Below are 25,799 nucleotides of genomic sequence, written 5' to 3'. Positions count from 1 at the left end.
CGTGTGACCGGGGGTTTGTCATCACCGGGAAGGTCGGCCCGGTGATGACTGTGACACATCCCGAACCGGAACCGCCGCGACACGGCCGCTGCCGGGCCGAGCCCGCCGCGCAGTTGTCCGGGGCTCGTCCCGGTCCCGCCGGTATCCGGCTACCGGGCCGGCTCACGGCGAGGCCGGAGCTGCGGCGTGGGGATCGATCCGGTTGTTGCGGCGCGCCCACAGCGCCTGGGCGAACGCGGGTGCGGCGACACGTACCCGGCGGATCCGGCCGACGCCGGTCCGTTGGGCGAATACGGCGAAGTCGCATTCCTCGATCCGGTCGAGGATCTCGCCGTAGAGCGCCGAAGCGGTGGCCACGCAGGGCCGCGAGACCGGATGCAGCAGTTCGATTCCGGGCCGCGCTCGCGCATACCAATTGCGGGCGACGGCGTGCTGTGCCGCCAGCGCGGACCGCACCCGAAGATCGGTGCGGCGGCTGTCCCGGCACCATTGCAGCCGGTCCCGGTCCACTCCGGCGGCGGCGAGTTCGTCGGCCGGTAGGTAGACCCGTCCGCGATCCAGGTCTTCGGCTACGTCGCGCAGAAAGTTGGTGAGCTGGAACGCCTTGCCGAGCGCGGCCGCGAACGGGGCGGCCTGCTCGCGGGGCACGACGGTGCCCAGAACTGGCAGCACCTGCAGGCCGATCACCTCGGCCGAACCGTAGGTGTAGCGGTCCAGTGCTGTGCGGTCGGGATAGTCGGTGACGGTGAGGTCCATGCGCATCGAGTCCAGAAACGCCTGGAACAGAGTGTGGTCCAGGCCGTAGCGCGTGGCGGTGTGGCGCACCGCGGCGACGACCGGATCTCCTTCCCCGGGAGCGCCGAGGTCGTCGAAGAGGTGTCGGGCCAGGGTGTCCAGGCGCATTGCCGGAGTGTCGCCGGTGGGGTCGGGCAGGTCGACGATGTCGTCGGCCCACCGGGCGAATCCGTAGAGCGCGTGGACCGCGGGGCGTTGTGCCGGTGCGAGCAGCCGGGTGGCGAGGAAGAAGGTCCGGCCGTGTAGTGCGTTCAGGTCGCGGCAGCGCCGGTAGGCCGCGCGCAATCGTGGATCGGTGACGGCAGCGGCGTCGAGTTCGCTGCTGATCATGAACGCATTCCTCCCGCCTGTGCCGCCGCCGGTATCCGGCGGACGGTGGGCGTGCCGGTGATTCGGTCGGCGGCCAGCCGCCCCGAGATCAGGACCGGCGGTATGCCGACGCCGGGTACGGTCGAACCGCCGGCCAGGACCGCGTTGTCCACCCCGCGGATCATGTTCGCGGGCCGCAGCGGCCCGGTCTGGGACACCGTGTGCGCCAGTGCGAACGGGCTGCCCGCGAGCAATCCCTGGCGTGCCCAATCTGCCGGGGTCGTCACACGCAAGATGTCCACGCCGGTCAGGGGTGCGGGCAGACGGCGGTTCACGGTGGCGAGGAGTTCGTCGGCGTAGGCGGGCCCGAGCCGGTCCCAGTCGATCCGCGCTCGGGCCAGGTTCGGTGCCGGGGCGAGGATCGACAGCAGGTCGCGTCCGCGCGGTGCCAGCGAGCTATCGGTGGCGGTGGGGCGGGTGAGGAGCAGCGACGGGTCCTGCATGGGCCGGCCGCGGGTGAGGACGTCGTCGAAGGTCTGCCGCCAGGCGTGGCCGAACAACAGCGAATGGTGTGCCAGCTCCGGGGCGGGGTCGCTGCTGAGGTGCACTACGACGGCCGAGGGCGCCGCAATGTGGCGTTGCGGGCGGTGTGGGCGGCGGCCGATCAGCTCGTAGGCATCGTGCAGTTCGGTGGTGACGACGACCGCGTCGCAATCGATATCACGGCTGTCGGCCGTGGTCACCGCCGTGATCCGGGATCCCGATCGCCGGGTCGACGCGGCGGTGGTGCGGTAGTGGAAGTTGACGCCCGCCGCGGTCGCGGCTGCGGCGAGCGCATCGGGTAACGCGCGCATTCCGCCGAGGGGGAAGAATACGCCGCCGACGGTGTCCATATACGCGATCACGGCGTAGGCGGCCAGCGCGTGCTGCGGCGATACTCCGGCGTACAGGGACTGGAAAGTGAACAGCCTGCGGACATCCGGGTCGTGCAGATGATCGGCGACGGCCCGGTCCCAGCGGCGCAGACCGCCTTCGGTCACCAGGCGCCCGGCTGCTGGAGTCACCAGTGATATCGGTGAATCGATGTTCGTGGCGACGAATCGATCGAATTCGGTGCGGTAGAGGCGGATCAGCCACTTCCGCAATTTCAGATATCCGTCGGCCTCGCGGGCGCCGGCGAAATCGGTGATCGCCTCGACCATCGGCTCGGGACCGGTGTGGAGGTCGAGTTCGCGGCCGTCGGCGAAATGGGCGCGATAAGCGGGGTCGATCGGGACCAGACGTAGATGGTCGTCGGTGTTCGCGCCGGCGGCGGCGAACACCTCGTCGATGAGGTCGGGCATGGTCAGCACCGTCGGTCCCAGATCGAGACGGTAGTCACCGATGTCGGCGCGGGCGGCGCGGCCGCCCGGGACCGGACCGCGCTCGACAACGGTCACCGTGAGACCGCGTCCCGCCAGATGCATCGCGGCCGACAGTCCGGCGAGGCCCGCGCCGATCACCACGACGTGGTCACATCGGCCTTCGACGCGACGCATGGCCTGCCTCCTTCTGGAATCGCTTTTCGTTCAGTGTCGTACGTCACATCACCCACTCTAAACCTTCTTCGATGCAGTAACGATGCGATTCGGCAACTGTGCACTGCTTGGACGATCCGGCCGAGCGCATCCTCGAGTGAATCGACCCGGACGGCTCCGGGAACACACGGTCGTGCGCCGGCCGGCAGCGACCTCGCCGGGGCCCGGCTGCCGGCCGGGATCGGGGCCGGTGATGCGTGCGCTCCGTCTGCGACCACGGCACGACCGCCGGTTTGCGTGGCTGCCTGGCGATGGCGGCGGCCAGCGCTCCCGCCGGTGTAGCGGATCGGCGGCACCGCCCGGTGCAGGGCCGTGGTGACAGCCCGGGACAGGACGTGTTCGACCTCGACCGGCCCCAGCTCGTGGGACTGCCGGTCGACGACATCGGCGAACACCGGACGGCACAGCTGATTCCATGTGCTCACCACGGCGAAGTGCGCGATGTGCGCGCTGACGATCGCCGGCAGTTCGGCGGCGTCGAGCCGGTCGGCGGCGCCAGGGTGGGACTCGTATCCCCGAGCGCAGGTGTCGGATGCGCGGCCGAGCGAGCGGCTTTCGCCGCTGCGGCGGGGGAGACCCCGGCGCGCACCAGATCGATCATCCGCCCCAGCGCCGCCACGTCGCTGGGTGTGTCGTACCGATGCTCACCCCGATCGTGGTGCGAGGGTCTCGGTCCGTAGCTCTGATTCCAACTGCGCAGAGTTGCCACCCGGATCCCGAGCGCCCGGGGCCACCGTGCCGACGGTGAACCCGGCCTCCGGATCTCCGGCCGGGTCGGTCTCGTCCACGGCCTTGTCCACCTTTCCCGCGTTCGGCGCTCAGCCTGTGGATACGCAGCCCTGCAGGGTCTGGAAGTCTCCGGCGAAGCCGGGGCCACCGGTGCAGGCGGGGGGTGGAGGTGCCGGTCACCGTCACCGTCGCGCCGGGTCCCGCGATCCCGATGGACAGCCCCGGCCGGGCGCCGATGACGGTGGTCTGCGCATCCGGGCCCGCGGCGATCGCGGCCGGACCGGACAGGAACTGCGAGGCCGACGCGGCGGTGCCACGGTTCTGGGCGGTGGCCAGGGACGGGCTGGTGGGTGCGGCGCCGGCGGTGGCCCTGCCGTCCAGGCCGTTGGCCGCGGCCGCGCTGTTCGCCGAGCAGCTGGTGCCTCCCTCGCTGTTCTGTACGGACACCGCACCGAGTGCCTGGCACGATGCGGGTGGCCCGGGGTGGGCGGCCGGGCCTCCGGCAACCGCCCACAGTGACGCCGCACCCGCCACCGCGAACAGTCCTAGTGTGTGTGGGGCGGCGAATCGGAACATGACGGTCTCCTCGTTCTCGATCGCGGTGCCGATAGTTGCGACGGCGCTGTGCGGCGGTTGTCGGCCGAGCTGAAACTTCCGTCTGCGATGCCCCCACTACGCGCCTATTGATGCAAAATCGATGCACCAGTAGAAGTGTCCGGTGAGATCAACCGTGAGCGTTCCACCCAGCGGGCTGCCGAGGTGCGGGCCGATCGATCTGTTCGCGGAGTATGTCGCCGTGACCGGCGTGCCGGGCGAACTCCTCGATCATGGCGAGCAGTGTCCATCGCATACTCACCGTCCCCTCCCTGGGGTTGTCCTTCGTGTCGTCGAGATCGAAACGGGCGGCGATCTCACGCGACAGCCGGCCGGCGCGCTCGAACTCGTCGATCACCTCGGCGAGCGACTCGTCGTCGGCCACGGCAAAAGTGCCCTCGTCGCGATTCGAGTAGCCGTCGCATTCGGCTTCGTCGAGCCCTGCCCAGAACCGCTGGAACCAGATCCGTTCCGCGGCAGCGGCATGTTTGATCAACGAGATCGGCGAGGTCAGCGAGGCGACGAGGCGACGGCGCGCATCGGCCTCCGACAGGCCGCGCACGGTCGCGACGAGCGCTTCGCGGTTGCGGTCGAGCATGTTCTCGATGAGCGCTCGCTCGGTGCCGTCGGTGATTCGGTCGGTAGTCATGGGCTTTCACTCCATTCTTTCGCGGGGGGCGAGGGTATGGTCCGGCCGCACCGTCAGCGATATGGGCGCAGGGGCGGCGTCGATCCCGGTGAGTGGACGGCGGATTCGATCGGTAAGCCCTGGAACAGGCGCTTCGCCCGGCGCAGACTGCGCGGTGCGTGTGGCGGAGCCGGATCGTCGACACCGCGGACCGGAACGGTCGGATATAGGCACTGTGTCACAGATTCCCGAATGCCGCTGCCGATCGGTTCGGCGGCGGCATTCGGTCGGGGTGTGACTGGTCTTCCACGGCATCCGGCCGGCATCCACGAGAACCTGGAGGCCCTGGGGTGTGGCGATGTCGTGGGACGCCGGGTCGTCGCCTTCGGGTGACACCCGTCAGCAGCGCGGATCGCGGACCGATCCCGAACACCCTGATCGACGGCACGGAGATCGATCACCGGCCACGGGGTCACGAACGACGGCAACCCTGCGGGCGAGGTGGGACTCGGTGCGTACCGACGTCGGTGGACGGGAGGTCAGGGAGGTCCGAGATGTCCGGGCCGGCTCGCCAGGCCCAGGCCAGGGTCAGCAGGAGCTGTTTCTTCAGATGACGTGTGCGCGGATCGTCCGTGCTCCGGGCGCTCAGTGCCTTCCGCACCAGCTGCAGGAACCGCTGCCGTCCGACCCCGAAATTCAGGAACAGGTCCTCGGCGGTGGCACCCCCGAAAGGAGCCCATCGGATAGCGAAGACGAGCACAGGTTTCGTACCCGGGTCGAGTGATCTGCGGGTTTCCAGAACACGGCATCGGTCCAACGAGGCGCGGACCCAGGAGGCGGCGTCGGTGGTCTCCCCGTCCATCGGACCCGGCGCGGGGATGGTCGTCCGTTCAGTACTCATCGGCACCGCTACCCGTCCCGCACCGGTTTCCCGTGAACTCGGACTCGGTGCCGACAGTGAAGACCGGAAATCTGTCCTCGCGGGGCGTCGGCTGGAACTGCACCCGCACCGGGTGGCAGCGGGCCGCGGGGACTTCGCCCTCGAGGGAGGTGTAGACCCACGGACCTTCGTCGAGTTCGACGATCGCGATCGTGATCGTCGCCGGCCGGCCGTCGGCACCGGTCCGGTCCACCACCCGCCACGACAGGATCGAACCGGCGCCGGACGACGGCACCCAGTCGAGACAGTCGGACGCGCACGATGAACACTCGATGGTCAGCGGTGCGAACAATCGATCGCATCGCCGACACCGGCGGATCATCAGCGTGCTTCCGGTGCAGTGCGGGGTACCGCCACTGACGCCGGCGGTACCTTCCGGATGATCGGGTGGATACATGCAGACCTCGCGAAAACGGTTACTCGGTTGCACCACAGTGGCTGTGTCCGGGGTTACATTGCGACGGCAGAATGACCCACGACATACCTGTTTCCATCCGATGACGACGTGCGGTCGCCCGGCCGCGGCAGCCCGTGCCCGACTCGGTGATCAGTGCTCTTCGGCCTTCTCACCTGGAAAAATGCCGGTCGTCGGCCTGTCCGGTGTGGGAGCGGGCAACGATTGCCGGTGGCGATGCGCCCGGGACCGCGGATATCCGCGGGTTCTGCCTGGTCGATACGACAAGATCGAATGCGGAAGTCCGGGCGGCGGACCCGAACCGCATCCGTCGGCGGCACTGCCGAGCGCTCTTGCCGGTCGGCGGCGGGATCGGGACGATCCGATTCTCACTCATGGGAGCTGTGACTCCGGCACCGAACTGGACTATTTTCGCAGGAGGACTCTTGCGGGCGACCGGCGAAAGCGGACAGTGAGCGATCAGAACAGAAATCCTCCGGACGGCCCCGGAGAGCGAGAAGAGCAATCGGCTGCCGAATCGGATCTCCGGCCGGCTCCTGTGCCCGGGAGTCCTCCTGCCGATGATCCGTCGCCCCGCGCCGGCGAGGCGTTCGATGGCGTCGAGGCGAGCCCGGACCGGACGCTGGCACGTCGGATCGCCGAATTGCTGGGCCGGGCCGGGCCGGCCGGGTGGCTTCGGCTGAACGCCGTATTCGCGCTGACCACCACGAGCGGTTTCGCCGAGGTGGTGTATTTCGACGGCGAGCGTTCGATACGGGAGGAGCCGACTGCGCCGGTACTGGAATTGGTATCGCGACATCGTGCGCTGGTAGCGGAGTCGGATGGTGAGCCGTGGTGGCGGCTGCTGGTGGAGCTCGATACCGCAGGCGAGCTGGAGGTCGAATACGATTTCGGTGACGAGCCGTTTCCGGAAGGCCAGTTGTTCGAGCCCGATGCCTACCGCGCGGACCTGGCGGAATATCCGCGCGATGCGTTGCCGGTCTGGCTGGCGGCGTATGTCGGCCACGAAAATCGTCTGTCCCGCACCCCGCAGGAGGCGGCGAGTGGGGCGCGGGCCGACCGGATGGGCGAGGTGTGGCCCGTGCTGGCGGAGAACCAGTTCCCGGACTTTCCGGTGATGTGGGCCCGCTGGGCATGTATCGCGGCCGCTTTCGTGGCGGTTCGATCCGAATGGGGTCCCCGGGTGCTGCCTTCGCTGGGCTGGTTCGAGAGCTCCCGTCGTGGTGGCTCGACCATGTATTCGCTGCCCGGTGACCGCGCTGTGCTGTCGGGTGGAGTGTGGGATTCGCCCGATCTGGATGCCTTCTACAACGACGGCGCCGAGTTGCCGAATTTCTATGCGGGGGCGCCTGATTGGGTAGCGAACCCGGTGCTGAATCCGCGTGCGTCGACCGGGTTGCTGTCTTTCGTGTACTGGTGGGAATCCGGTCGCTGGTATCGCGGTGAGTCGCCGGACGCGGCCGATTGTTCCACCGCGGTTCCCGGGGTGTGGACGGCGGGCACGGTGATCGATATGGTCGCCGGGTTGGTCGCGCGCTCGCCGGCCGCGGAGCACCGAGCGGCCGCGACGGCGCTGGTGTCGGCCGCGGAGGCCGGTGTGGTGACCCGAGAGACCGTGATGGGTCTTTTCGACGATGAGACCCGTTTCGATATCGATGGGGCCATGTACCAGTTCTCCCTCGCCGGGGTCGTTGCGACGCAGCCGCAGCGGATGCCGGAAGGCGAGGCTGTTTTCCGGGTGCGCAGCTATATCGAAGGCCGCGGTCTGGATACCACCGGCTACCCGCTGGACCAGCTCGTGGCGGATCGGTTCAGCTGCGGCTGGATGGTGTACGTACCGGTGCCGCGCGGTGAGATCGCCATCGGCCGAGCGGTGTTCTACATCGCCGACGACGGAGTGCTCGAGCATTCGTCGTCGTCGGTGGCCCCGACCACTTTCGTGGCGAGCTTCGAAGAGCGTTATCGGGAACGCCAGGGGGTCGAGGCGTGAGCAGGGCGGAACGGGCCGGAGTGGGCTGCCGGGCGGCCGCTGCGGTCCGCCGGCACGACGCCGCTGCCACCGGCCCGGATCGGTCGTAGTCGGCCGGACAGCGGTGATCCGCACTCCCGATCGCGATCCGGCGCTACATCTGTAGTCGATACCGATGTGCCGGCCCTACCTATTCGCCGACGATCACATCATCGGATCAGGCGAGGAGGATGAGGCTGTATATGGAAACCATTCGGATTCTGGGGGCCGGTGAATGCGGGCTGCCGCTGGCGCATCGGCTGTTGCGTGCGGGTCTGCCGGTCACCCTGAGCGCCGCGCGGGACGCCGCGACGGTTCTGAACGGGACAGTGACCAGTACCCAGGTGAAGTTCGCGCCCACGCTCGATCTGGAGGAGGCTGCGGGACTGGGGCATTGGCGGACCCGGGCGCCCGAGATTCGGGGCATCCGGCTGGCCATGGTGATGGAGGGGCAGCGGGTCCTGGCCTGGACCGGCCGGTTCGGCCGGCCGGCGCAGAGCGTGGACCAGCGCACCGTTTTCGCGCGCTGGCTCACCGACTATGTGGACGCCGGCGGGGAGCTGGAGATCGCCGAACTCTCGACGGCCGAACTGGAGCACCGGGCCACCCGTGCCGATCTGACCGTGATCACGCGGGCCACCGCGGAACAGGCAGCGTACTTTCCGGTCGACACCGGCTGGCCGGCGTCGGCGGGGCCCGCTCGGCAGCTGGCGGTTTTCTACCTGGACGGCGTCACGGCCGATCCGGACGATCTCGGTACCTATGTATCGCTGCCCGGACTCGGCGAGATCATCTCCTATCCCGGCCTGACCGGCGCGCCCGGTCAGGAACGTCGTTGCGAGATGCTGCTGATCGAAGCCCTGCCCGGCGGTCCGCTGGACGTCTTCACCGCGCAGGACTCGCCGGACGAACGGTTGCGGCGGGCCGTCCGCCTGCTCGGATCGGTGCTACCCGCCGACCTCGCCGACCGCTATCGCGCGGCCGAACCGACCGACGGTGGCGCCAGTGCGATCGGTGCCGTGACCCCCAGGGTGCGGCGTCCGGTGGGGACTCTGCCCTCCGGCCGGCCGGTCCTCGGCGGTGGTGATGTGGTGTGCCGGATGGATCCCGGTGGGGCTCAGGGCGCCAACAGCGCCGCCCACTGCGCGGCGGCCTATGCTGCCGCGATATCGGCCCGCCCGCAGGGGCCGTTCGACCGGGCCTGGATGGATTCGGCCGCGGCGCCCTGGCTCGCCGGGACAGCCCATCCCGCGGCCCGCTGGACCGCGGCTGTCCTCGCTCCGCCGCCCGAGATGCAGCAGCTCATGCTGGCGGCACAGGGCGATCCCACGCTCGCGAACGCCTTCGCCGACACCTTCGCCCGGCCGGCCGATATGGCCCGCCTCGCCGCACTCGGCGAGAACGCCCGTCAACAGGTCCGCTGACCCCGGATCCGGCGGCCGGCGGGGTGTGGGACCGTTGGCCGCCGAGCGGATCCGGGAGATGCGGCGATCAGGTCCGGGACTGTGGCGGTGTCGGTGGGAATGCCACGGGAAGTTCGGCCAGCGCCCGGTGGAAAGGGCCGGGGCGCCAGACGAGTTCGTCGATGGGCACGGCGGGCCGCAGGTCGGGCAGGGCATCCAGTAGTTGATCGATCGCGCCTTGGGCGATCAGGTACGCCGCCGATTTGGCCGGGCAGGCGTGCGGGCCCGCGCCCCACGCCAGGTGGGATCGATTGCCGGTGTGGTCGCCGCTGCTGATCGCGGGGTCGTTGTTGCAGCCGGCGAGACTGATCACCACCGGCTGGTGCGCGGGCAGCCAGACACCGTCGATCAGGATCGGCTGCCGCGGGTAGGTGACGCTGAAATTCGCCATCGGCGGGTCTTCGAACAGCACCTCGTCCAACGCGTCCCGGGTGGACAGCGCGCCGCCGAGGAGGTTGCCGCCGAACCGTTCGTCGGTGAGGATCAGCACCAGGGTGTTGACGATCAGGTTCTGCAGTGGCTCGATTCCGGCACCGTAGAGAATGACGATCTGATGGATCAGTTCCGATTGATCGAGTTCGGCGGGGTGGGCCAGGATCCGCGAGGTGATGTCGTCGCCCGGTTCGTCGCGCTTGAGGTCGACCAGTTCGAGGACGGCTGCGCTGAGCAGGCGATTTCCGCGTTCGGCGTCCACGCCGTCGAACACCGCCTGGGTGGCTTCCGCGACCTTGCTGCCGATTTCGGGTGGGCAGCCCAGCATCGCGTTGACCGATTCGAACGCCAGGGGAAAGGCGTACTGGGTGACGAGATCGGCGCCGCCGGTAGCGCAGAACGCATCGATCAACGGGACCGCGATCCGCCCGACGGTGGTGTGCAGCGCATGCAGGTCGACGCCGTCGATACCGGCGGTGTTGACCCTGCGGTACCGGGTATGATCCGCGCCCGCACTGCGGATGGCACTCGGCCGCCACTCCAGGACGGGCAGCACCGGGCAGTCGGCCGGAATATCACGCTGCCACGCCCGCGGGTCGGCGGGAAAACGTTCGGGGTCGTTGAGGATCCGCAGCGCCGCGCGATATCCGACCACCAGGGTCGCGGGTACGCCGGGCGCCAGTTCGACCGGTACCAGGGAACCGAACCTGGCGCGCATCGATCGGTAGGCACCGTGTGGATCGGCGGCGAACTCCGGGGTGTACAGCCGAACACGGGGCGCGTCGGTATCGGCGGGTGAGACACGGCGGCCGACGGCGGGTGTAGGTATGGGCACAGTGGACGGCTCCAGCGAAGGACTATGTCGGTATCGGATATGCCCGCGGCCGGTGAGCATCGACAGGCGGACCAAGGATCGCCCAGTAGGTAGACCGACGGCATCGGTAGAGGCGCGCCACCGGTGGCGCTCTCCCGCGAAACGGCTGTCGATCGGGCAGCGGACATCCACCGTTCGCACACTCCGGAAGTTCGCGGCCGTCGAGCCCGGCGCAATGGCCGGCTCCGCACCGGTGCCGCCGAAACGGGAGCCGTTGCGAGGGGCCGATGTACGGTATCGGCCGGGCGGGCACCGGCCCGGTGGCCGAGAGCATGCGCGTCCGGCCGGTGCCGGGAGCCTGCTGTCGGACAGTCAGTGCGAACGCGGGTCCGACCGGCCGCGCCGCGGGCGGCGGGCGGCTTCCTCGCTCAGCTGGGCCTGCCGGTCGGGCGGGACGAGAGAGCGGATCTCGTCCCGGGAACCGATCATCAATTTGTGTAGTACAGCGGCCATCTGGGCGTCGACGGTCTTGTAGGAGCTACCGCGCCGGGCGGCGATGGCCGTATTGGTCCACCCGGCCGCGGCCAGTACGGCGACATCCTGTTCGGCGGCCGACAATCGCTGCCACGGTGAGGGACGGCTGCGCCGGACCGGATGCTCGACGGGCAGCCGGTCCATCGACAGCTTCCCCAGTGCCAGCTGCGCCACTTCGGCCAGCTCCGGCCGTAGTAACGCGCCTTCCCGCTCCGCCTCCGCGAAAGCGTCGTCGCTCAACACTTTCCGTGCGGTATCCGCGGCGAACTCGGTTTCGGTGGCGAACGGACCGAGATGGTCGATATCCACACCGAGCCCGTCGCGGAGAGTGGCCCCACCGCCGAGCAGGCGCGCGATATCGCGTGCCCGGCCCGCCACGGCCGCGGACTGCTCGTCGCCCGCGGCATCGACCAGTCGGGCCAGCGTCCACGCCTGGATGTGTACGGCCCATACCGCGCCCCACCGGTCGCGCATCGCGAGCTGGTTCGACAGCGTCGTCCGTCCCACCGCAAGCGCCTCGTGCGGGTCGCCGTGCCTGCTCGACGCGATCGCCCAGGCCAGCCCCGCCCAGGAAGCGGCCCAGCCCGCCCCGGAGCGTTCCGCGTTGCGGAGGTGGCGGCGGCACGTGTCCATTGCTTGTTCCGCCGTGCCCAGGAACGCGGCGGCCAGTGCCTCGAACAGCTCGCTCATCGCGGCGCCGCCCTCGTCGCCGTCAGCGGCGAATCGCGCTCGCGCCCGGGCCAGGACGGCTGTCGCGCGGGCATCGCGGCGGACCAGCATCAGCTCGGTACCCCGGGCGAATTCGACCGCGGCGGGCAGCCCGAAGTCCCGGTCCGGTTCGTCGCGCCAGTTCGATCGGGTTGCGGCATCGGGTACGCAGCAGGCCACGCAGTCGTCGAGCATTCGTTCGGCGTCGCGGTGCATCCCCTGACACATGCTGATCCAGGCGATGAGCGACATGGCCACCACCTGCAGCGCTACCGGCTGCGGGTCGAGGTCCCGGCTGGCCGCGAGTGCGCGCTCGGCCCAGCGGCGCGGTTCCCGCAGCGATCCGGTGAAGAACGGAATGCGCAGGGCGATCAGCCCGGCGGCGATCTCCAGTCCGACCGCCGCCTCGCCCGGTGTGGCGATACTGCCCTCCATGGCATTGAGCAGGTTGTCCCAGGCCGCCCGAGCCCAATCGAGGAGTGCCTGCTCGTCGGGCCCGAACCAACCGGCTCGGGCCGCGACCACCTTGTCGCGGTAGTAGCGGCGGTGCCTGCGTGCCAGCCGGTCCGCCTCGGCGCCGTGTTCGGCCAGGCGCTGCTGGGCGAAAAGACGAATGGTTTCGGCCAGCGAATAGCGCACGGTGGTCACCGTCAGATGGATCGAAACCAGCGACTGATCCACCAGCCGCTCCAGTAGGCCTTCGATCTCGGACCGGGCCAATCCGCCCGCCCGGTCCGAGTCGTCGGCGCAGACCGCTTCGATGGCCTCGAGTTCGGCGCCGACGTCCTGCCCCGCCGCGTCGGCGCTGTCGGGGTCGACGTCGTACCCGGCCGCGAACACCGACAGCCGGTCGAACAACAGCCGCTCCTTATCGCGGCAGAGATCGTAGGACCAGGCGATGACATCGCGAATCCCCTGGTGGCGCGCGTCCGCGCCGACCCTGGGCCCGTTCTGCCACTGCAACCGCCGGTCGCCGTCGGCACCGCTGAGGTCGCGCAGGATCATCGGCAGCGGTTGACGCGACAGTCGCGCGGCCGCCAGCCGGATGTAGAGCGGGTGGTTGTGCACATGCCGGCAGATCGTGGCCGCCGGCTCGCTCTCGCTTTCGGTGAGGGTGTGCCCGACGAGATCGGCGCGGGCGCGGAACAGCGCCAGCGCCTGCTCACCCGACAGCGCGGGCACCGGCACCAACTGCTCGTCCACCCACCCGATCGCCTCGCGGCTGGTGGCCAGCACGGTGAGTCCGGGCGCCGCGTCGAGGAGATCGGCGATCACCGAGCCCGCGCCGGCGAGCACATGTTCGCAGTTGTCCATGACCAGGATCGTCTGCATATCCCGGCCGGCGGCGTCGCGGCGGCGCAGCGTGCCGAGCACCGCGTCCCACGCCGACCGTCCGGAGAAATCGGCCTCGATCACCGAGCCGGCGACCTGTTCCTCTACCGCCGTCGCATCCGCACCCCGGGACAGCAACGCGAGCCGCACCCAGTGCACCGGGGTCCGCCGCGCCCGGTGGAACCGCTGGACGGCCTCGGTCGCGAGCCGGGTCTTTCCGATACCGCCCGCGCCGATCAACGTCACCAGGCGGGTCCCGCCCAGCAATGCCATTCCGATTCGCTGTAGTTCCCGGTCGCGGCCCACGAAATCACTGGCAGCCGCGGGTGGCAATCCGTGGACCGAAGTTCGCCCTGCCGACACAACTCGGTAGCGTAATGGACCGGGGGACGGGCCGATCGATGTCGGTGCGGAGTCCACCCACTCGCGGGCCGATCCGACCGTGCTCCGGACCGGCGGCGGTGTGCCGGATCGCCCGGCGGATGCTCCGCCTCCGGGCGGCTCGCGCGTCAGGACATCGGGTGGCCGTCTGTGATATCGAGCGCAGCCGATTTCATCGCCGCTGTCAACTGTGCGGCGGCATCCAGCAATTCGACCCCCAACAGGGTGCCGTCCGAAGCGAAATCCAGTGCGGCCACCGTTTCGCCGTCCTTGTTCTGGACCGGCAGCGTCGATACCGCACGGCGTGGACCGGGCAGGTCCGTCGCCATGGAGAGATAGGCGGCGTCGGCCCGCCTGTCCCAGGTCAATTCCTCGATGAACGAGTGCCGCGGTGTTCCGGTCACTGGTATCCCCCCGGGTCGGCTCCGGTATTCGTGAGACCTACCGGAGCCACGCTACCGAGCGTTGCTGCGCCGGTGCAATGGAGACGGGTCCGCGGTAGCGGTCCGGGCGTCGCCCGCGGTGGCGGATTCGCTTCGAACCCGGGCCGGGCGCGGAAAAGATGCTGTTCCCGGGGACGGCGGTCCGGTCCCTCGGCGGCGTTCTGTGCGGGCGGCCGCGGCCGCCAGTGCCGCCGAGAACGCGATGATCAGTGCGGCGATCGTGAAGGCGGTGCCGAAGTCGGTGCCGATGACCGGGATGACGATCAGCGGACCCGCCACCTGGCCGACCGCGTACCCGGCCGTCAGTTTCGCCGCGGCGCGCGTCACGTGCAGTCGGCGCGCGAAATCGAGAGTCAGGACCACCACGGCCAGGAAGGTGGCGCCGAAGGTCGCCGCGGCGACCACCGCGGCGGCGATACTGCCCGAGGCCGCGGCGACCGCGGTGCCGGTGGCCTGCAACCCGAGGGTCGCGACGAGGCTCGGTCCGGTGCCGAATCTGCGCGCGACCCGGTGCCAGGCCACGGTCGCCGGCATCGCGCAGACCCCGACGAGCGTCCAGACCAGCGCCCCGGCGGTGGAACTGCCGCTGCCGGCGACGGCCGCCACCAGAAAAGTTCCCACGATGATGTAGCCGACGCCTTCGGCGAAGTACGACCCGAGCAGCAATTGCCACGCGCGCCGTGCTGCCGCGTCCGGTCCGGCGGTCGGGTCGGTGTCGGTGGTGCCGGGTTCGGCACGGATATCGAGCAGCAGGGCAGGTATCAGCAGCAACGCGGTGAGCACTGCCGAACCCAGCCAGAGGCCCTGCCAGGACAGATGGGGTGCGGCGAGCACCGTGTAGATACCGGTGACCGCGATTCCCGCGCCGACGCCGGCGAACGCGACGCCGGACGAAGCGCCCTCGCCGCGGTGGTGCGCGACAGTGGCGGCACAGGCGATGAAGATCGCCGCGCTGGCCGCGCCGGCGACGAATCGCAGCGCTGTCTGGACGCCGACCTGGGCAGTTGTGGCCATCGCGGCTTCACTGGCGACCAGCAGCACCGACCAGACGACGAACATCGAGCGCCCGCTCCACTGCGGCCGACGGGACAGCAACAGCGCTCCGGCCAGGTAGCCGGCGTAGTTGCCGGTCGCGATCACCGCACCGTCGCCGGTCGTGATCCCGGCCGAACCGGTCATGATCGGGAGCAGCGGAGTGAACACGAAGCGGCCGACCCCCATCGCCGCGGCCAGGCCCGCGGCGGCGGCCACGCCCACCGCCGGGCCCCGCAGTCCGGGCCGGCGGCCGCGGGCCGGAGTTCGCGGATCGGTCATGGCCGCCACCCTACGGCCCGCCCGGGGCGAGCCTGCCGAGTGTGCGGAATCGACCGGGTACGGCCAGGGGTTCCGAGCCGGGCATATGCTGGCCGGTGCAGCTGGTTCATCCCGTACCGCTCCGGCGCCCGGGATGTCGAAGCCTGCCGCCCGGGTGTGCCGGACGGCAGGTGAGAGGGAACCCGGTGGGAATCCGGGGCTGTCCCGCAGCGGTGAGCGGGAGCGATCGTCTTCGTGCGGCACCGGGCCCCGGCCCGGGAAGCGACGACGTGGTACCGGCCCGGGAGTACTTTTCGCCCGGTCGGCCGATCGAGGTCGATACCCGTGAGTCCGATGACCTGCCGGTTGCGCCGGGCGCGCCGTGCCCGGCGGCCGTCGCCTCGTGGATCGGGCGTTACGCCGGTAGAGAAAGGATCTCGGCGGTGGAGAAGATGTACGCCGGTGGCCGGCTGCGGGCGCTGCGTGAGCAGCGAAGCCTTTCCCAGTCCGGACTGGCCAGAGCGCTGGGGTTGTCGGTGAGCTACGTCAACCAGCTCGAGAACGATCAGCGGCCGCTGACGGTGCCGGTGCTGATGCGCCTGACCTCTACCTTCGATCTGGAGGTCGGATTCTTCGCGGCGGAGACCGATGCGCGGCTGCTGGCCGACCTGCACGAGGTGTTTGCCGAGGATCCGGAAGCCACCGCGGTGACCAGCGGCGAACTCGACGATCTGCTCTCCCGGGTACCGACGGCGGCACGGTTGCTGATCAGCCAGCATCGACGGCTGCGCAGCGCGGACGCCCGGCTCGAACAACTGACGGCGGGAATCGGCGGTCCGGTCGCTGCCCCGCGGACCGCCATGCCCTACGAGGACGTACGCGACTATTTCTACGACCGGCGCAACCATATTCCGGCCCTCGATATCGCGGCCGAGGAATTGTTCGCAGCCGGCGGTTTCACCCTGGGTGGTCTGGATCTACAGCTGGCCCGGTTGCTGCGCGACGACTACGACGTGGCGGTGCGGATCCGCTCGGAGGACCCGGTCCGGCCCGGACCCAAACGGGTCTACGACCCGCAGGCGCGCACACTCACCCTCGCGCGGCGGCTCACCGCCGGGCAGCGGGCGTTCCAGCTCGCCACCCAGCTGGCTTTCCTCGGCTGTTCCGATGTGATCGAGGACCTGCTGGGCGAGACCGCGGTGCTGCCGGACGAGTCGCGGCGGCTGCTGCGTATCGGACTGGCGAACTACTTCGCGGGCGCCCTGATCCTGCCGTACGGTCGATTCCTGGACGCGGCGGAACGGTTGCGCTACGACATCGACCTGCTCTCCGCGCAATTCGAGGTCGGGTTCGAGACCGTATGCCATCGTCTGTCGACATTGCAGCGCCGGGGCAGTCGCGGGGTGCCGTTCTTCTTCGTCCGTACCGACCGTGCGGGCAACATCTCGAAACGCCAGTCCGCGACGGCATTCCATTTTTCCCGGGTAGGCGGTAGCTGCCCACTGTGGGTGGTCCACGACGCTTTCGCCACCCCCGGCCGGATCCGCACCCAGATCGCCGAGATGCCCGATGGCCGGACCTACCTGTGGCTGGCCCGCACCACCGGCGAGCACAATCCCGGGTATCTGGCGCCCGCGCGGGATTTCGCCGTCGGTCTCGGCTGCGATCTCGCGTTCGCGGAGAAGCTCGTCTACTCGCACGGGTTGCCGATCCACGACTCCGCCGTCGCTGTACCGATCGGCGCCGGCTGCCGGGTGTGTGAGCGCACCGCATGCGCTCAGCGCGCGTTCCCGCAGATCGGCCGCCCGCTTGCGGCCGACGAGAACCGTCCGGCGAATACTCCGTACGCACCGGCGCGCGATTCCGGGTGAACCATCCCGCCTCCGCTGATGCCCGGCCCGCGGAACGGGGTACCGCGCCGTAGGACGATCGTGTGCCGTGTGCGCCGCCCCGGCCGTGCGCCGAGAATCCTGCTGGGATCCGGGCGGATCCGGCTCCGCCGGGTCGCGGCGTAGCGGTAGCCGGGCCGCCTGTCATGGCGTTCCACAGTTTCTGCAAATTCGCAGGTCCGCTTCCGCAAAATTCGCCTTTTGCGACGTATTTCCGCAGGCCCACGGGCTATGTAGCGTCCGAAAGAAGCGAATCGCAGCGACCCTGGAGGCATCGGCCCGTGAAGAATCACCTCGTCCGCACCCACCGTTCGGCGGAGCATTTCCCCCGCGAGGAGCATCTCGCGTGGCGGATCGCGGAGGTGGCCACCGATCCGGTGGCGGTCACCCCGGAAACCGAGGAGATGATCGTCAACCGGATCATCGACAACGCGGCCGTCGCCGCGGCATCGCTGCTCCGGCGGCCGGTCGCCGATGCTCGCGCGCAGGCGCTGGCGCACCCCTATCGGCCGGGCGCCACCGTTTTCGGTGCCGAAGGCCGGTTCTCCCCGGAGTGGGCGGCCTGGGCCAACGGGGTAGCGGTGCGCGAACTCGACTTCCACGACACCTTTCTGGCTGCCGAATACTCCCATCCGGGCGACAACATCCCGCCGATCCTGGCTGTCGCCCAGCACACGGGCCGGTCCGGTCGCGAGCTCATCCGCGGTCTGGCCACCGGGTACGAGATCCAGATCGGCCTGGCTCGCGGGATCTGCCTGCACGAGCACAAGATCGACCACATCGCCCATCTCGGCCCGTCGGCGGCCGCCGGTATCGGCACCCTGCTCGGGCTCGACGCCGAGACCGTCTATCAGGCCGTCGGCCAGGCACTGCATACGACCACCGCGACCCGTCAGTCCCGGAAGGGTGAGATCTCGACCTGGAAGGCATACGCTCCCGCGTTCGCCGGGAAGACGGCCGTGGAAGCGGTGGACCGGGCCATGCGGGGTGAGGGTGCGCCGGCACCGATCTGGGAGGGCGAGGACGGTGTGATCGCCTGGTTGCTGGGTGGTGCAGCGGCCGAATACTCGGTGCCACTACCCGGTCCGGGAGAGCCCAAACGGGCCATCCTGGATTCCTACACCAAGGAGCATTCCGCGGAGTACCAGAGCCAGGCCCCGATCGACCTGGCCCGCCGCCTGCGCGACCGGATCGGTGATCTCGGGCAGATCGCTTCGATCGTGCTGTACACCAGCCACCACACCCATGTGGTGATCGGCACCGGTTCGAACGATCCACAGAAGTTCGACCCGACAGCATCGCGGGAGACCCTCGATCATTCCGTGCCCTATATCTTCGCGGTCGCCCTGCAGGACGGCACCTGGCATCACGAACGCTCCTATGCCCCGGAGCGCGCGCAACGACCCGACACCGTGGAGTTGTGGCGCAAGATCTCCACGGCCGAAGACCCGGAGTGGACCCGCCGCTATCATTCGAACGATCCCGGCGAGAAGGCATTCGGCGCCCGTGCCGAGGTCACTCTGAAAAGCGGTGAGGTGATCGCCGACGAACTCGCCGTCGCCGACGCGCATCCGCTCGGCGCGCGGCCCTTCACCCGCGACCAGTACATCGCCAAGTTCCGCTCCCTCACCGAGGGGGTCGTCGATCCGGCCGAGCAGGACCGTTTCCTCGAAGCTGTGCAGCGTGCGGGCGAGCTGTCCGCCGGGGAGTTGCCGGAGCTCACCTTCACCGCCTCGCCGGATGTGCTCGCCCGCGCGCCGCGCGCGCCGAAGGGGCTGTTCCGATGACCGGACTGCTTGCGGCTGCGACATCCGCGGCGGACAAACGCGCCGCCTTCCGGGCCGGGCTGAACTCCGGGAAGATCCAGCGCTTTCCGGGCGCGTTCAACCCGCTGGTCGCGAAATCGATCCAGGAGATCGGCTTCGAGGGTGTGTACGTCTCCGGCGCGGTGGTCTCGGCCGAGCTGGCGCTACCGGATATCGGTCTGACCACGCTGACCGAGGTATCCGGGCGCGGACAGCAGATCGCCCGGGTCACCGATCTGCCGGTGCTCGTCGATGCCGATACCGGTTTCGGAGAGCCGATGAGCGCCGCCCGGACGGTCACCGTCCTCGAAGACGCCGGGATCGCCGGCTGCCACCTGGAGGACCAGGTCAATCCGAAGCGCTGCGGTCACCTGGACGGTAAAGCGGTGGTGCCCACCGCCGAGATGGTGCGCCGGTTACGTGCCGCGGTGTCGGCCCGCCGCGATCCGGGTTTCGTGCTCTGCGCACGCACCGACGCCGCCGGAATCGAAGGGATCGACGCGGCGATCGAACGGGCGCAGGCCTACACCGAGGCCGGCGCGGATCTGATCTTCACCGAGGCGCTGCGCACTCCCACCGATTTCGAGAGGTTCCGAGCCGCGGTGCCCACGCCGCTGCTGGCCAATATGACCGAGTTCGGCAAGTCGGAACTGATTCCGGCCGCGACGCTGGAGTCGATCGGCTACAACGCCGTCATCTATCCGGTATCCACCCTGCGGCTGGCGATGTTCGCCGCCGAAGCGGGGCTGCGCGAGATCTACGCCGAGGGCACGCAATCGGGGCTACTGGATCGGATGCAGCAGCGCAGCCGCCTCTACGAACTGCTGCAGTACGAGCGCTACAACCGATTCGATTCCGCTGTATACGATTTCACTCTGGGAAGGGACCAGTGATGAGCACAGCATCGCTGCACGATCCGGTACGCGGCGGTGCCGAGGCCGCGGTGCCGACCGTCTACAAAGGTCTGGCCGGCGTGGTCGTCGATACCACCGCGATATCCAAGGTGGTGCCGGAGACCAATTCGCTCACCTATCGCGGATACGCCGTTCAGGATCTCGCCGCCCACTGCACTTTCGAACAGGTGGCCTTTCTGCTCTGGTACGGCGAGTTGCCGACCGACGCGGAACTCGAGCGCTTCCAGCAGCAGGAACGGGCCTCGCGTCGCGCGGACCGCTCGCTGCTGTCACTGGTGGCGAAACTGCCCGATACCTGCCATCCCATGGATGTCGTCCGGACCGCTATCAGCTATCTGGGTGCCGAAGACCCCGACGAGGACGATAATTCGGCCGCGGCCAACCGGGCGAAGGCATTGCGCATGTTCGCAGTGCTACCGACCATCGTCGCCGCCGACCACCGCCGGCGGCGCGGTCTGGATCCCATCACACCGCACGCGCAACTGGGGCACGCCGAGAATTTCCTGAACATGTGCTTCGGCACGATCCCCGCTCGGGAACTGGTGAAAGCATTCGAGGTCTCCCTGATCCTCTACGCCGAACACAGTTTCAATGCCTCCACCTTCGCGGCCCGGGTCGTCACCTCGACGCTGTCCGATATCTACAGCGCCGTCACCGCCGCCATCGGCGCTCTCAAGGGCAGCCTGCACGGCGGGGCGAACGAGGCCGTCATGCACCATATGCTCGATATCGACGACCCGGACCGGGCCGCGCAATGGCTGCGCGACAGGCTGGCCGCGAAGGAGAAGGTGATGGGTTTCGGCCATCGTGTCTACAAGAACGGTGACTCCCGGGTCCCCACCATGAAGCGGGCTTTCCTGGATATCGCCGCCGCCACCGACGGCCGCAAATGGGTGCGGATCTACGACATCCTGGAGCGCACCATGGACGAGGCCACCGGGATCAAACCGAACCTCGACTTCCCGACCGGCCCCGCCTATCACCTGCTCGGCTTCGATATCGAGATCTTCACCCCGATCTTCGTGATGAGCCGGATCACCGGATGGACCGCCCACATCATCGAACAGGGCGAATCCAACGCGCTGATCCGGCCGCTGAGCGAATACGTGGGTGTATCCCAGCGTCCGGTCGTGGCCTGAGGGCTGCGACGGTCTTCCCGGTGCAGGTAGGAGAGCCGTGTGGTTCGGGTTCATCTCCGGCGACACACTGTTCCGCCCGGCGCGGCTCGTCCGGTTCGTTCCCCGGTGGACCGATATTCATCATTTCGCGCCCCGGCGGGCGAGATCGGGGCCGATCCGTTTCTCGACCCCGGCCTCCGCCGTGTTCGCCGGTGGACAGGGATCAGTGGTGTCCGGTGCGGCGGCGTGCGCGGGAGCCCGCTCGGTTGTAGGCGACCCGGAGGAGTTCCCGGAGCGGTTCGGCGGTACGTGGTCCCGGCGCCACCACGGCCAGCCAGCCGAGTTTCCCGTATACCGGGTGGGCGATCACGGTATCGGTCGCGCTCGGATCCGCGTCGGCGGGTTCCGGATCGCGAGGTGCGCGGCCGGTCCAGGCCGTGAACAACTCCGTACCGGCGTGGATGTTGACCCGGAAGACCCCGGGCCGGTCGAGCCGGGATCGTTCGTCGCCGGGATAGTTCTTGGTGACGACGGTGGCGAACGGCTGGCCGTTGGCCGGGATCTCGCCGTCTGGTGCGTAGTAGAAGAAAGTGTCGCCCCACGCGAGCTCGGGGGTGCCGTCGCCGGGGCCGGGTCGAAGGACCAGTACGCCGTCGCAGCCGGCGAGGAATTCGGTGATCTCGTCGATGTTCACGGCTTCAAGCGTTACATTGAAGTGCTTGTGGAGACTTGTGGCGAGCACTGGCCGGAAAAGGGCGCGGAAAGTCGCAACCGGGTGGTGTTACGGACGGCCGATGTCGCCCGGCGCAGCGGCTACTCGGTACAGCAGGTGCGCAATCTCGAGCGCGACGGCGTGCTCCCGCCGGTGCCGCGTACGGCCACCGGGTACCGGGTCTACGGCGAAGCCCATCTGTGGTCGGTGCGTGCCTATCGCGCGCTGGCGACGGGCGTCGGCCCGGTGGCGGCCAAAGAGATTCTGCGCGAAGCGCGCGAACAGGGACCGTCCCGGTTGTTCACGCTGCTGAACCGGGCACACGCCCGGCTGGACCGGGAACGCCGGGATATCGAGTTCGCCCGCGCGGCGGCCCGGGCCATCGCGGAGGAACCCGTGGGCGATATCCGGCCGGCGGATGCCATGAGCATTTCGGAACTGGCCCGGGCCCTGGGAATCCGGGCTTCGACACTGCGGCACTGGGACGCTGAGGGTTTGGTCGTGCCGCGGCGTGCCGGGCAGTCGGCCCGCCGCTATATGCCCGGCGATGTCCGGGCTGCGCGACTGGTCCGTCAACTCCGGCTGGCCGGTTACGGTATCGACTCGCTGCGGGAGCTGATCCCGCGGTTGCGCGACGCCGGTGGCTGGGGCGAGATCTCCGGCGTGCTGGCCGAGCGGGACGCGGGGATCGACAGCCGCTGCGCGGCGCTGTTCGAAGCCGCCGCCGCGCTGCATATGCTGCTGCGGACGCCGACGTGATTCGATCCGCGGTCGTCGGTTCACCCGTTGCCGTCATGCCAGTCGGTCGGACCGAACTGTTCGAGGCGAACGCGGTCGGCCGGCTGACGGTGGACGCCCACCTGCGCGTACCCGGGCACGTGGATACTTTCGCCGGGGGTGTCGCGGCCGCAGTCCCGGATCCGACGAAACCGGGGCGGATCACCCCACCGACCGCGCAGCATGCGACGCGCCAAGGCAAGATCCTCGCCCGCAATGTGGCCGCGAGTCTCGGGATCGGCGCCCCGGCGGCGTACAAACACCGCGATATGGGCCTGGTCGTGGATCTGGGTCGGGTTTCGCTGTCGCGAATCCGGTGGGCGTGCGGATGTCCGGCCAAGGCGGTGACCCGCGCCAATCACACCTACGCGGTGCCCCGGGAGCTCAACCGCTGGGCGATCACCATGACCTATCTGACCAACGCCGTCACCGCACGTCCGCTGACCTTGCTCGGCCTGGTCGGCCCGGAGGAGGCGAGCTTCGGCAGCAGTGAGGGGATTCCGGATCGCCGCTGAGTGCACATGCCGTTACCGGGCGGCGCACAGGGAATTGCCAGGTTCACCGGGCAGGGTGGAGCCCGAAGCGATACGAGGAGGTTCCCATGATGGTCTACGCGACGGCTGCCGCCGGTTTCGCCGTACTGCTGTCGATGGTGTTGTCCAGCCATCTGGCTGCCGCGGCGCCCCGCACACTGGTGCGAGTACGCAACCGGTGATATGAGCGCACCGGGATTCACCGGCATCCGGCTCCGGTAGCCGCGGACAGGGAGTTCTCGGTCGCGTGGCCGGATGCGCATACGAACTCAGCCGGTGGTAGTTCCGGGATCGGGCGTCTTTTTGTGCCGGTCGTAGTAGCGCGCCACCCGGACCCGGTTGCCGCAGCGTTGTGGCGAGCACCAGCGCCGCCTGGGATGGGCCGGGAGGAACAGCAGGACGCAGTCCGGCGCCTCGCACTGTTTGAGGCGGGTGACGGCCGGATCGGCGAGTAGTTCGGCGGCCGATTCGGCCAGTGCGGCCGCCAGCCGGGCGCCGGCCGATCCGGTGCGCCGGCTGGTGGCGGTGAGGGTGCCGTCCGACCATTCGAGGTGCCGGATGGCGGGCGCCGCGGCTTGGGCATCGTTCAATCCGCGCAGCGCGCCCGTGGGTGGGCGGTGACCGTGGAGCAGCGCCTCGAACACCGCCGTCAGGTGTGCGCGGATCCGGCGCACCTGCGCGAGGTCGTCGGTGCTCAGGTGTGTCGGCGCCGGTTCCGGTATCCGGTCCGCCTGTCGTTGCAGCCACTCGGCGAGCTGATCGGGAGTGCTCAGCAGATCGTCGCCGGCCGGGCAGGTATTGACCAGGTCCAGGGCCGGTGGCTCGCCGATCAGCGGGGCCTCGTTCATCTGGCTAATGGTACATGAGCGTATTGACGAATTAGTCATGGATCCGCTTAACTAATGCCACTGCATAGCGAGAAAGCATGTGATGGCCATGAACTTGCCCGTCGTTCACCACCGCCGCGTCGACGTTTCCGGCGTGGAGGTCTTCTATCGCGAGTCCGTACCGGCGCGCACCGACGCCCCGGCACTGCTGCTGTTGCACGGGTTCCCCACCGGTTCCCATCAGTTCCGTCGGCTGATGGATATCCTCGGAAACCGCTACCGACTCATCGCACCCGACTATCCCGGCTTCGGGAACACCACGGCCCCTGCGGATTTCCGGTACACCTTCGATCGGCTGGCCGATATCGTCGAAGGGTTCGTCGACCGGCTCGGGCTGCGCCGTTTCGCCCTGTACATGTTCGACTTCGGCGCCCCGATCGGCTTTCGCATCGCCGAACGCCATCCGGAATGGATCGCCGGTCTCGTCGTCCAGAACGGAAACGCATACGTTGCCGGTCTTTCCGACGGAGCGAAGGAGTTCACCGCGCTACGCCCGGAAGACGCCGGCGCCGAGGAAACGATCCGTGGCCTGCTGAGCCTCGAGGGCACGCGCGGTCAGTACGCGACCGGCGTCGCCGACCCCACCGTGCTGGCACCCGAATCCTGGCTGCTGGACCAGTATTTCCTCGAACTGCCGGGGCGGGCGGCCGCGCAGATCGCACTGGCCTTCGACTACAAGTCGAATCTGCTGCGTTATCCGGCCTGGCAGGCCTGGCTGCGGGCACACACCCCACCCACCCTGATCGCCTGGGGCGCGAACGATCCCTTCTTCCCCGCACTCGGCGCGCAGGCCTACCTGGCCGATCTCCCGGACGCGGAACTGCACTTGTTCGATACCGGGCACTTCGTCCTGGAAACCCATCTCGCCGAAGTCGCCACGCTCATCGCCGATTTCCTGGACCGGCTGCCGAGCCCGCCGGCCTGACCGGGACACCGGGTGCCCACTCCGCCCGCGCACCGGGGAATCACCCGAACGGACGCGCCCGTGGCATGCGATGATTCCGGACGGGAGGAGGACTCGATGGCTTCGGCAGATTCTCGGGAACCGCGAACACGGGTCTCGATCGGTGAATGGGTGGCCCGGGGGTTCGCGGTTGTGCTGCTGGTGCCGGTTCGGCTGCTCTGGGAGGCGGTGAAGGTGTGCGGCCGGGCGGTGGCCGCGGTGTATGTCTTCGTCGTCGAGCGGCTTCTCGAACCGGTGGCCCGGTTCCTCTGGTACCGGCTGGTGCGACCGCTGTGGCTGTTCGTGAAGGACGTGCTGTGGGGCTGGGCGTTACAACACGTGCTGTGGGGAATGGTGCTGACCCCGCTGGGCGCGTTACTGATGGACGTGCTGCTGCGGCCGCTGCGCCAGGCGATCGAGGCCTGGCTGTGGCGGCGGTTGTTTCGCCCGCTGCTGGTAGCGCTGTGGCGCTGGGTCCTGCGGCCGGTGCTGGGGGCGATCGCTGTGACGGTGGAGTGGTTGTGGCGGTGGTGCGTGGAATGGCCGCTGCGGCGGTTGTGGCAGTGGGTGCTGCGGCCGTGCGGGATCCTCCTCGCGGCGATCGCGTCCTACGGCTGGCGCGGGGCGACCGCAGTGGTGCGGATACTGGTCGTGGTTCCGGCCGTCTTCGGCTACCGGACCGTGCTGCGACCGGTCCTGCGCGCGGTGGGAGCATGCTGGGATTTCGCCGTTGTACGGCCCGTCGCCTTCGTGCACCGGCGGGTGCTGGCGCCGATGAACCGGATCGCGGCCGAACTGCTGAACTCGGTGTTCGGCCGCTGAACCC

General features: G+C 69.1%; 23 protein-coding genes and 1 riboswitch. Of the genes, 11 read left to right on the top strand and 12 right to left on the bottom strand.

Annotated elements, in window-relative coordinates; all coding sequences use genetic code 11:
- Positions 1–162 precede the first annotated feature (162 nt).
- The 3 genes from ACWCPQ_RS03880 to ACWCPQ_RS03870 form a co-directional block, all read right to left on the bottom strand.
- Complete coding sequence (locus ACWCPQ_RS03880; protein WP_449894331.1) at positions 163–1,125, bottom strand: phytoene/squalene synthase family protein; 963 nt, start codon at positions 1,123–1,125, stop codon at positions 163–165.
- Positions 1,122–2,642, bottom strand: coding sequence for a phytoene desaturase family protein (crtI, locus tag ACWCPQ_RS03875; RefSeq protein WP_449894329.1), 1,521 nt, complete (start codon positions 2,640–2,642; stop codon positions 1,122–1,124). Before crtI ends, ACWCPQ_RS03880 begins: the two co-directional genes overlap by 4 nt.
- A gap of 460 nt (positions 2,643–3,102) precedes the next feature.
- The gene (locus tag ACWCPQ_RS03870; protein WP_449894327.1) at positions 3,103–3,390 is read right to left on the bottom strand and encodes a MerR family transcriptional regulator; all 288 of its coding nucleotides are present in this window, start codon (positions 3,388–3,390) and stop codon (positions 3,103–3,105) included.
- Between the two features lie 189 nt (positions 3,391–3,579).
- On the opposite strand from ACWCPQ_RS03870, the gene ACWCPQ_RS03865 reads away from it, so the two are divergent.
- Positions 3,580–4,059: a hypothetical protein gene (locus ACWCPQ_RS03865; RefSeq protein WP_449894325.1), complete on the top strand. Its 480-nt coding sequence runs from the start codon at positions 3,580–3,582 to the stop codon at positions 4,057–4,059.
- A gap of 75 nt (positions 4,060–4,134) precedes the next feature.
- On the opposite strand, the gene ACWCPQ_RS03860 is transcribed toward ACWCPQ_RS03865, so the two are convergent.
- From ACWCPQ_RS03860 to ACWCPQ_RS03850, 3 genes are all read right to left on the bottom strand, one after another.
- A complete protein-coding gene (locus ACWCPQ_RS03860; protein WP_449894323.1) occupies positions 4,135–4,653 on the bottom strand; it encodes a DinB family protein in 519 nt (172 codons plus the stop codon).
- A 451-nt stretch (positions 4,654–5,104) separates the two neighbouring features.
- Positions 5,105–5,533 (bottom strand): hypothetical protein, encoded by a 429-nt coding sequence (locus ACWCPQ_RS03855; RefSeq protein WP_449894321.1) that lies wholly within the window; start codon positions 5,531–5,533, stop codon positions 5,105–5,107.
- On the bottom strand, positions 5,523–5,807 hold the full coding sequence (locus ACWCPQ_RS03850; protein ID WP_449894320.1) for an OB-fold domain-containing protein: 285 nt from the start codon (positions 5,805–5,807) through the stop codon (positions 5,523–5,525). The genes ACWCPQ_RS03855 and ACWCPQ_RS03850 overlap by 11 nt, the downstream gene beginning before the upstream one ends.
- Before the next feature lie 160 nt (positions 5,808–5,967).
- Between ACWCPQ_RS03850 and ACWCPQ_RS03845 the strand changes: the two genes are divergently transcribed.
- Both ACWCPQ_RS03845 and ACWCPQ_RS03840 read left to right on the top strand, forming a co-directional pair.
- A complete protein-coding gene (locus ACWCPQ_RS03845) occupies positions 5,968–7,977 on the top strand; it encodes a hypothetical protein (protein WP_449894318.1) in 2,010 nt (669 codons plus the stop codon).
- Between the two features lie 221 nt (positions 7,978–8,198).
- Complete coding sequence (locus ACWCPQ_RS03840; protein WP_449894316.1) at positions 8,199–9,419, top strand: styrene monooxygenase/indole monooxygenase family protein; 1,221 nt, start codon at positions 8,199–8,201, stop codon at positions 9,417–9,419.
- Positions 9,420–9,486: 67 nt separating this feature from the next.
- On the opposite strand, the gene ACWCPQ_RS03835 is transcribed toward ACWCPQ_RS03840, so the two are convergent.
- From ACWCPQ_RS03835 to ACWCPQ_RS03820, 4 genes are all read right to left on the bottom strand, one after another.
- Complete coding sequence (locus ACWCPQ_RS03835) at positions 9,487–10,725, bottom strand: cytochrome P450 (RefSeq protein WP_449894313.1); 1,239 nt, start codon at positions 10,723–10,725, stop codon at positions 9,487–9,489.
- Positions 10,726–11,076: 351 nt separating this feature from the next.
- Positions 11,077–13,641: a helix-turn-helix transcriptional regulator gene (locus tag ACWCPQ_RS03830; RefSeq protein ID WP_449894311.1), complete on the bottom strand. Its 2,565-nt coding sequence runs from the start codon at positions 13,639–13,641 to the stop codon at positions 11,077–11,079.
- 146 nt (positions 13,642–13,787) lie between these two features.
- Positions 13,788–14,063 carry a DUF2283 domain-containing protein gene (locus ACWCPQ_RS03825; protein WP_449894308.1) on the bottom strand — a complete coding sequence of 92 codons (276 nt, stop codon included), beginning with the start codon at positions 14,061–14,063 and terminating at the stop codon, positions 13,788–13,790.
- A 51-nt stretch (positions 14,064–14,114) separates the two neighbouring features.
- Entirely contained in the window at positions 14,115–15,416 is a 1,302-nt protein-coding gene (locus ACWCPQ_RS03820; protein ID WP_449894306.1) for a YbfB/YjiJ family MFS transporter, read from the bottom strand.
- 153 nt (positions 15,417–15,569) lie between these two features.
- Positions 15,570–15,759: riboswitch (cobalamin riboswitch) on the top strand.
- Between the two features lie 88 nt (positions 15,760–15,847).
- On the opposite strand from ACWCPQ_RS03820, the gene ACWCPQ_RS03815 reads away from it, so the two are divergent.
- The 4 genes from ACWCPQ_RS03815 (at position 15,848) to ACWCPQ_RS03800 (ending at position 21,142) form a co-directional block, all read left to right on the top strand.
- The gene (locus ACWCPQ_RS03815; protein WP_449894427.1) at positions 15,848–17,266 is read left to right on the top strand and encodes a short-chain fatty acyl-CoA regulator family protein; all 1,419 of its coding nucleotides are present in this window, start codon (positions 15,848–15,850) and stop codon (positions 17,264–17,266) included.
- A gap of 299 nt (positions 17,267–17,565) precedes the next feature.
- Positions 17,566–19,071 carry a 2-methylcitrate dehydratase PrpD gene (gene prpD, locus ACWCPQ_RS03810; RefSeq protein WP_449894304.1) on the top strand — a complete coding sequence of 502 codons (1,506 nt, stop codon included), beginning with the start codon at positions 17,566–17,568 and terminating at the stop codon, positions 19,069–19,071.
- Complete coding sequence (gene prpB, locus ACWCPQ_RS03805; RefSeq protein WP_449894302.1) at positions 19,068–19,982, top strand: methylisocitrate lyase; 915 nt, start codon at positions 19,068–19,070, stop codon at positions 19,980–19,982. Before prpD ends, prpB begins: the two co-directional genes overlap by 4 nt.
- Positions 19,982–21,142: a bifunctional 2-methylcitrate synthase/citrate synthase gene (locus ACWCPQ_RS03800; protein ID WP_449894300.1), complete on the top strand. Its 1,161-nt coding sequence runs from the start codon at positions 19,982–19,984 to the stop codon at positions 21,140–21,142. Before prpB ends, ACWCPQ_RS03800 begins: the two co-directional genes overlap by 1 nt.
- A 202-nt stretch (positions 21,143–21,344) precedes the next feature.
- Here ACWCPQ_RS03800 and ACWCPQ_RS03795 read toward each other — a convergent pair whose 3' ends face one another.
- Positions 21,345–21,815, bottom strand: coding sequence for a DUF6194 family protein (locus ACWCPQ_RS03795; RefSeq protein WP_449894298.1), 471 nt, complete (start codon positions 21,813–21,815; stop codon positions 21,345–21,347).
- A 21-nt stretch (positions 21,816–21,836) separates the two neighbouring features.
- On the opposite strand from ACWCPQ_RS03795, the gene ACWCPQ_RS03790 reads away from it, so the two are divergent.
- Both ACWCPQ_RS03790 and ACWCPQ_RS03785 read left to right on the top strand, forming a co-directional pair.
- Positions 21,837–22,592: a MerR family transcriptional regulator gene (locus ACWCPQ_RS03790; RefSeq protein ID WP_449894297.1), complete on the top strand. Its 756-nt coding sequence runs from the start codon at positions 21,837–21,839 to the stop codon at positions 22,590–22,592.
- Between the two features lie 35 nt (positions 22,593–22,627).
- Complete coding sequence (locus tag ACWCPQ_RS03785) at positions 22,628–23,125, top strand: hypothetical protein (RefSeq protein ID WP_449894294.1); 498 nt, start codon at positions 22,628–22,630, stop codon at positions 23,123–23,125.
- Positions 23,126–23,412: 287 nt separating this feature from the next.
- Here the strand turns inward: ACWCPQ_RS03785 and ACWCPQ_RS03780 are convergent, their stop codons facing one another.
- Positions 23,413–23,991 (bottom strand): CGNR zinc finger domain-containing protein, encoded by a 579-nt coding sequence (locus ACWCPQ_RS03780; RefSeq protein WP_449894292.1) that lies wholly within the window; start codon positions 23,989–23,991, stop codon positions 23,413–23,415.
- 88 nt (positions 23,992–24,079) lie between these two features.
- Between ACWCPQ_RS03780 and ACWCPQ_RS03775 the strand changes: the two genes are divergently transcribed.
- Positions 24,080–24,955 carry an alpha/beta fold hydrolase gene (locus ACWCPQ_RS03775; protein ID WP_449894290.1) on the top strand — a complete coding sequence of 292 codons (876 nt, stop codon included), beginning with the start codon at positions 24,080–24,082 and terminating at the stop codon, positions 24,953–24,955.
- A gap of 96 nt (positions 24,956–25,051) precedes the next feature.
- On the top strand, positions 25,052–25,795 hold the full coding sequence (locus ACWCPQ_RS03770) for a hypothetical protein (RefSeq protein WP_449894287.1): 744 nt from the start codon (positions 25,052–25,054) through the stop codon (positions 25,793–25,795).
- Positions 25,796–25,799 lie beyond the last annotated feature (4 nt).

The sequence above is a fragment of the Nocardia sp. NPDC001965 genome (genome assembly GCF_053594175.1).
Note: the sequence above shows the minus strand (reverse complement) of the source record. Positions and strands in the feature narration are given on the sequence as shown.

What these genes read in the sequence shown, in the direction of transcription:
- ACWCPQ_RS03880 (WP_449894331.1), bottom strand. Translation starts at nt 1,125, where the DNA reads ATGATCAGCAGCGAACTCGACGCCGCTGCCGTCACCGATCCACGATTG.
- crtI (WP_449894329.1), bottom strand. Translation starts at nt 2,642, where the DNA reads ATGCGTCGCGTCGAAGGCCGATGTGACCACGTCGTGGTGATCGGCGCG.
- ACWCPQ_RS03860 (WP_449894323.1), bottom strand. Translation starts at nt 4,653, where the DNA reads ATGACTACCGACCGAATCACCGACGGCACCGAGCGAGCGCTCATCGAG.
- ACWCPQ_RS03855 (WP_449894321.1), bottom strand. Translation starts at nt 5,533, where the DNA reads ATGAGTACTGAACGGACGACCATCCCCGCGCCGGGTCCGATGGACGGG.
- ACWCPQ_RS03845 (WP_449894318.1), top strand. Translation starts at nt 5,968, where the DNA reads ATGCAGACCTCGCGAAAACGGTTACTCGGTTGCACCACAGTGGCTGTG.
- ACWCPQ_RS03840 (WP_449894316.1), top strand. Translation starts at nt 8,199, where the DNA reads ATGGAAACCATTCGGATTCTGGGGGCCGGTGAATGCGGGCTGCCGCTG.
- ACWCPQ_RS03820 (WP_449894306.1), bottom strand. Translation starts at nt 15,416, where the DNA reads ATGACCGATCCGCGAACTCCGGCCCGCGGCCGCCGGCCCGGACTGCGG.
- ACWCPQ_RS03815 (WP_449894427.1), top strand. Translation starts at nt 15,848, where the DNA reads ATGTACGCCGGTGGCCGGCTGCGGGCGCTGCGTGAGCAGCGAAGCCTT.
- prpB (WP_449894302.1), top strand. Translation starts at nt 19,068, where the DNA reads ATGACCGGACTGCTTGCGGCTGCGACATCCGCGGCGGACAAACGCGCC.
- ACWCPQ_RS03800 (WP_449894300.1), top strand. Translation starts at nt 19,982, where the DNA reads ATGAGCACAGCATCGCTGCACGATCCGGTACGCGGCGGTGCCGAGGCC.
- ACWCPQ_RS03785 (WP_449894294.1), top strand. Translation starts at nt 22,628, where the DNA reads ATGCCAGTCGGTCGGACCGAACTGTTCGAGGCGAACGCGGTCGGCCGG.
- ACWCPQ_RS03780 (WP_449894292.1), bottom strand. Translation starts at nt 23,991, where the DNA reads ATGAACGAGGCCCCGCTGATCGGCGAGCCACCGGCCCTGGACCTGGTC.
- ACWCPQ_RS03775 (WP_449894290.1), top strand. Translation starts at nt 24,080, where the DNA reads ATGAACTTGCCCGTCGTTCACCACCGCCGCGTCGACGTTTCCGGCGTG.
- ACWCPQ_RS03770 (WP_449894287.1), top strand. Translation starts at nt 25,052, where the DNA reads ATGGCTTCGGCAGATTCTCGGGAACCGCGAACACGGGTCTCGATCGGT.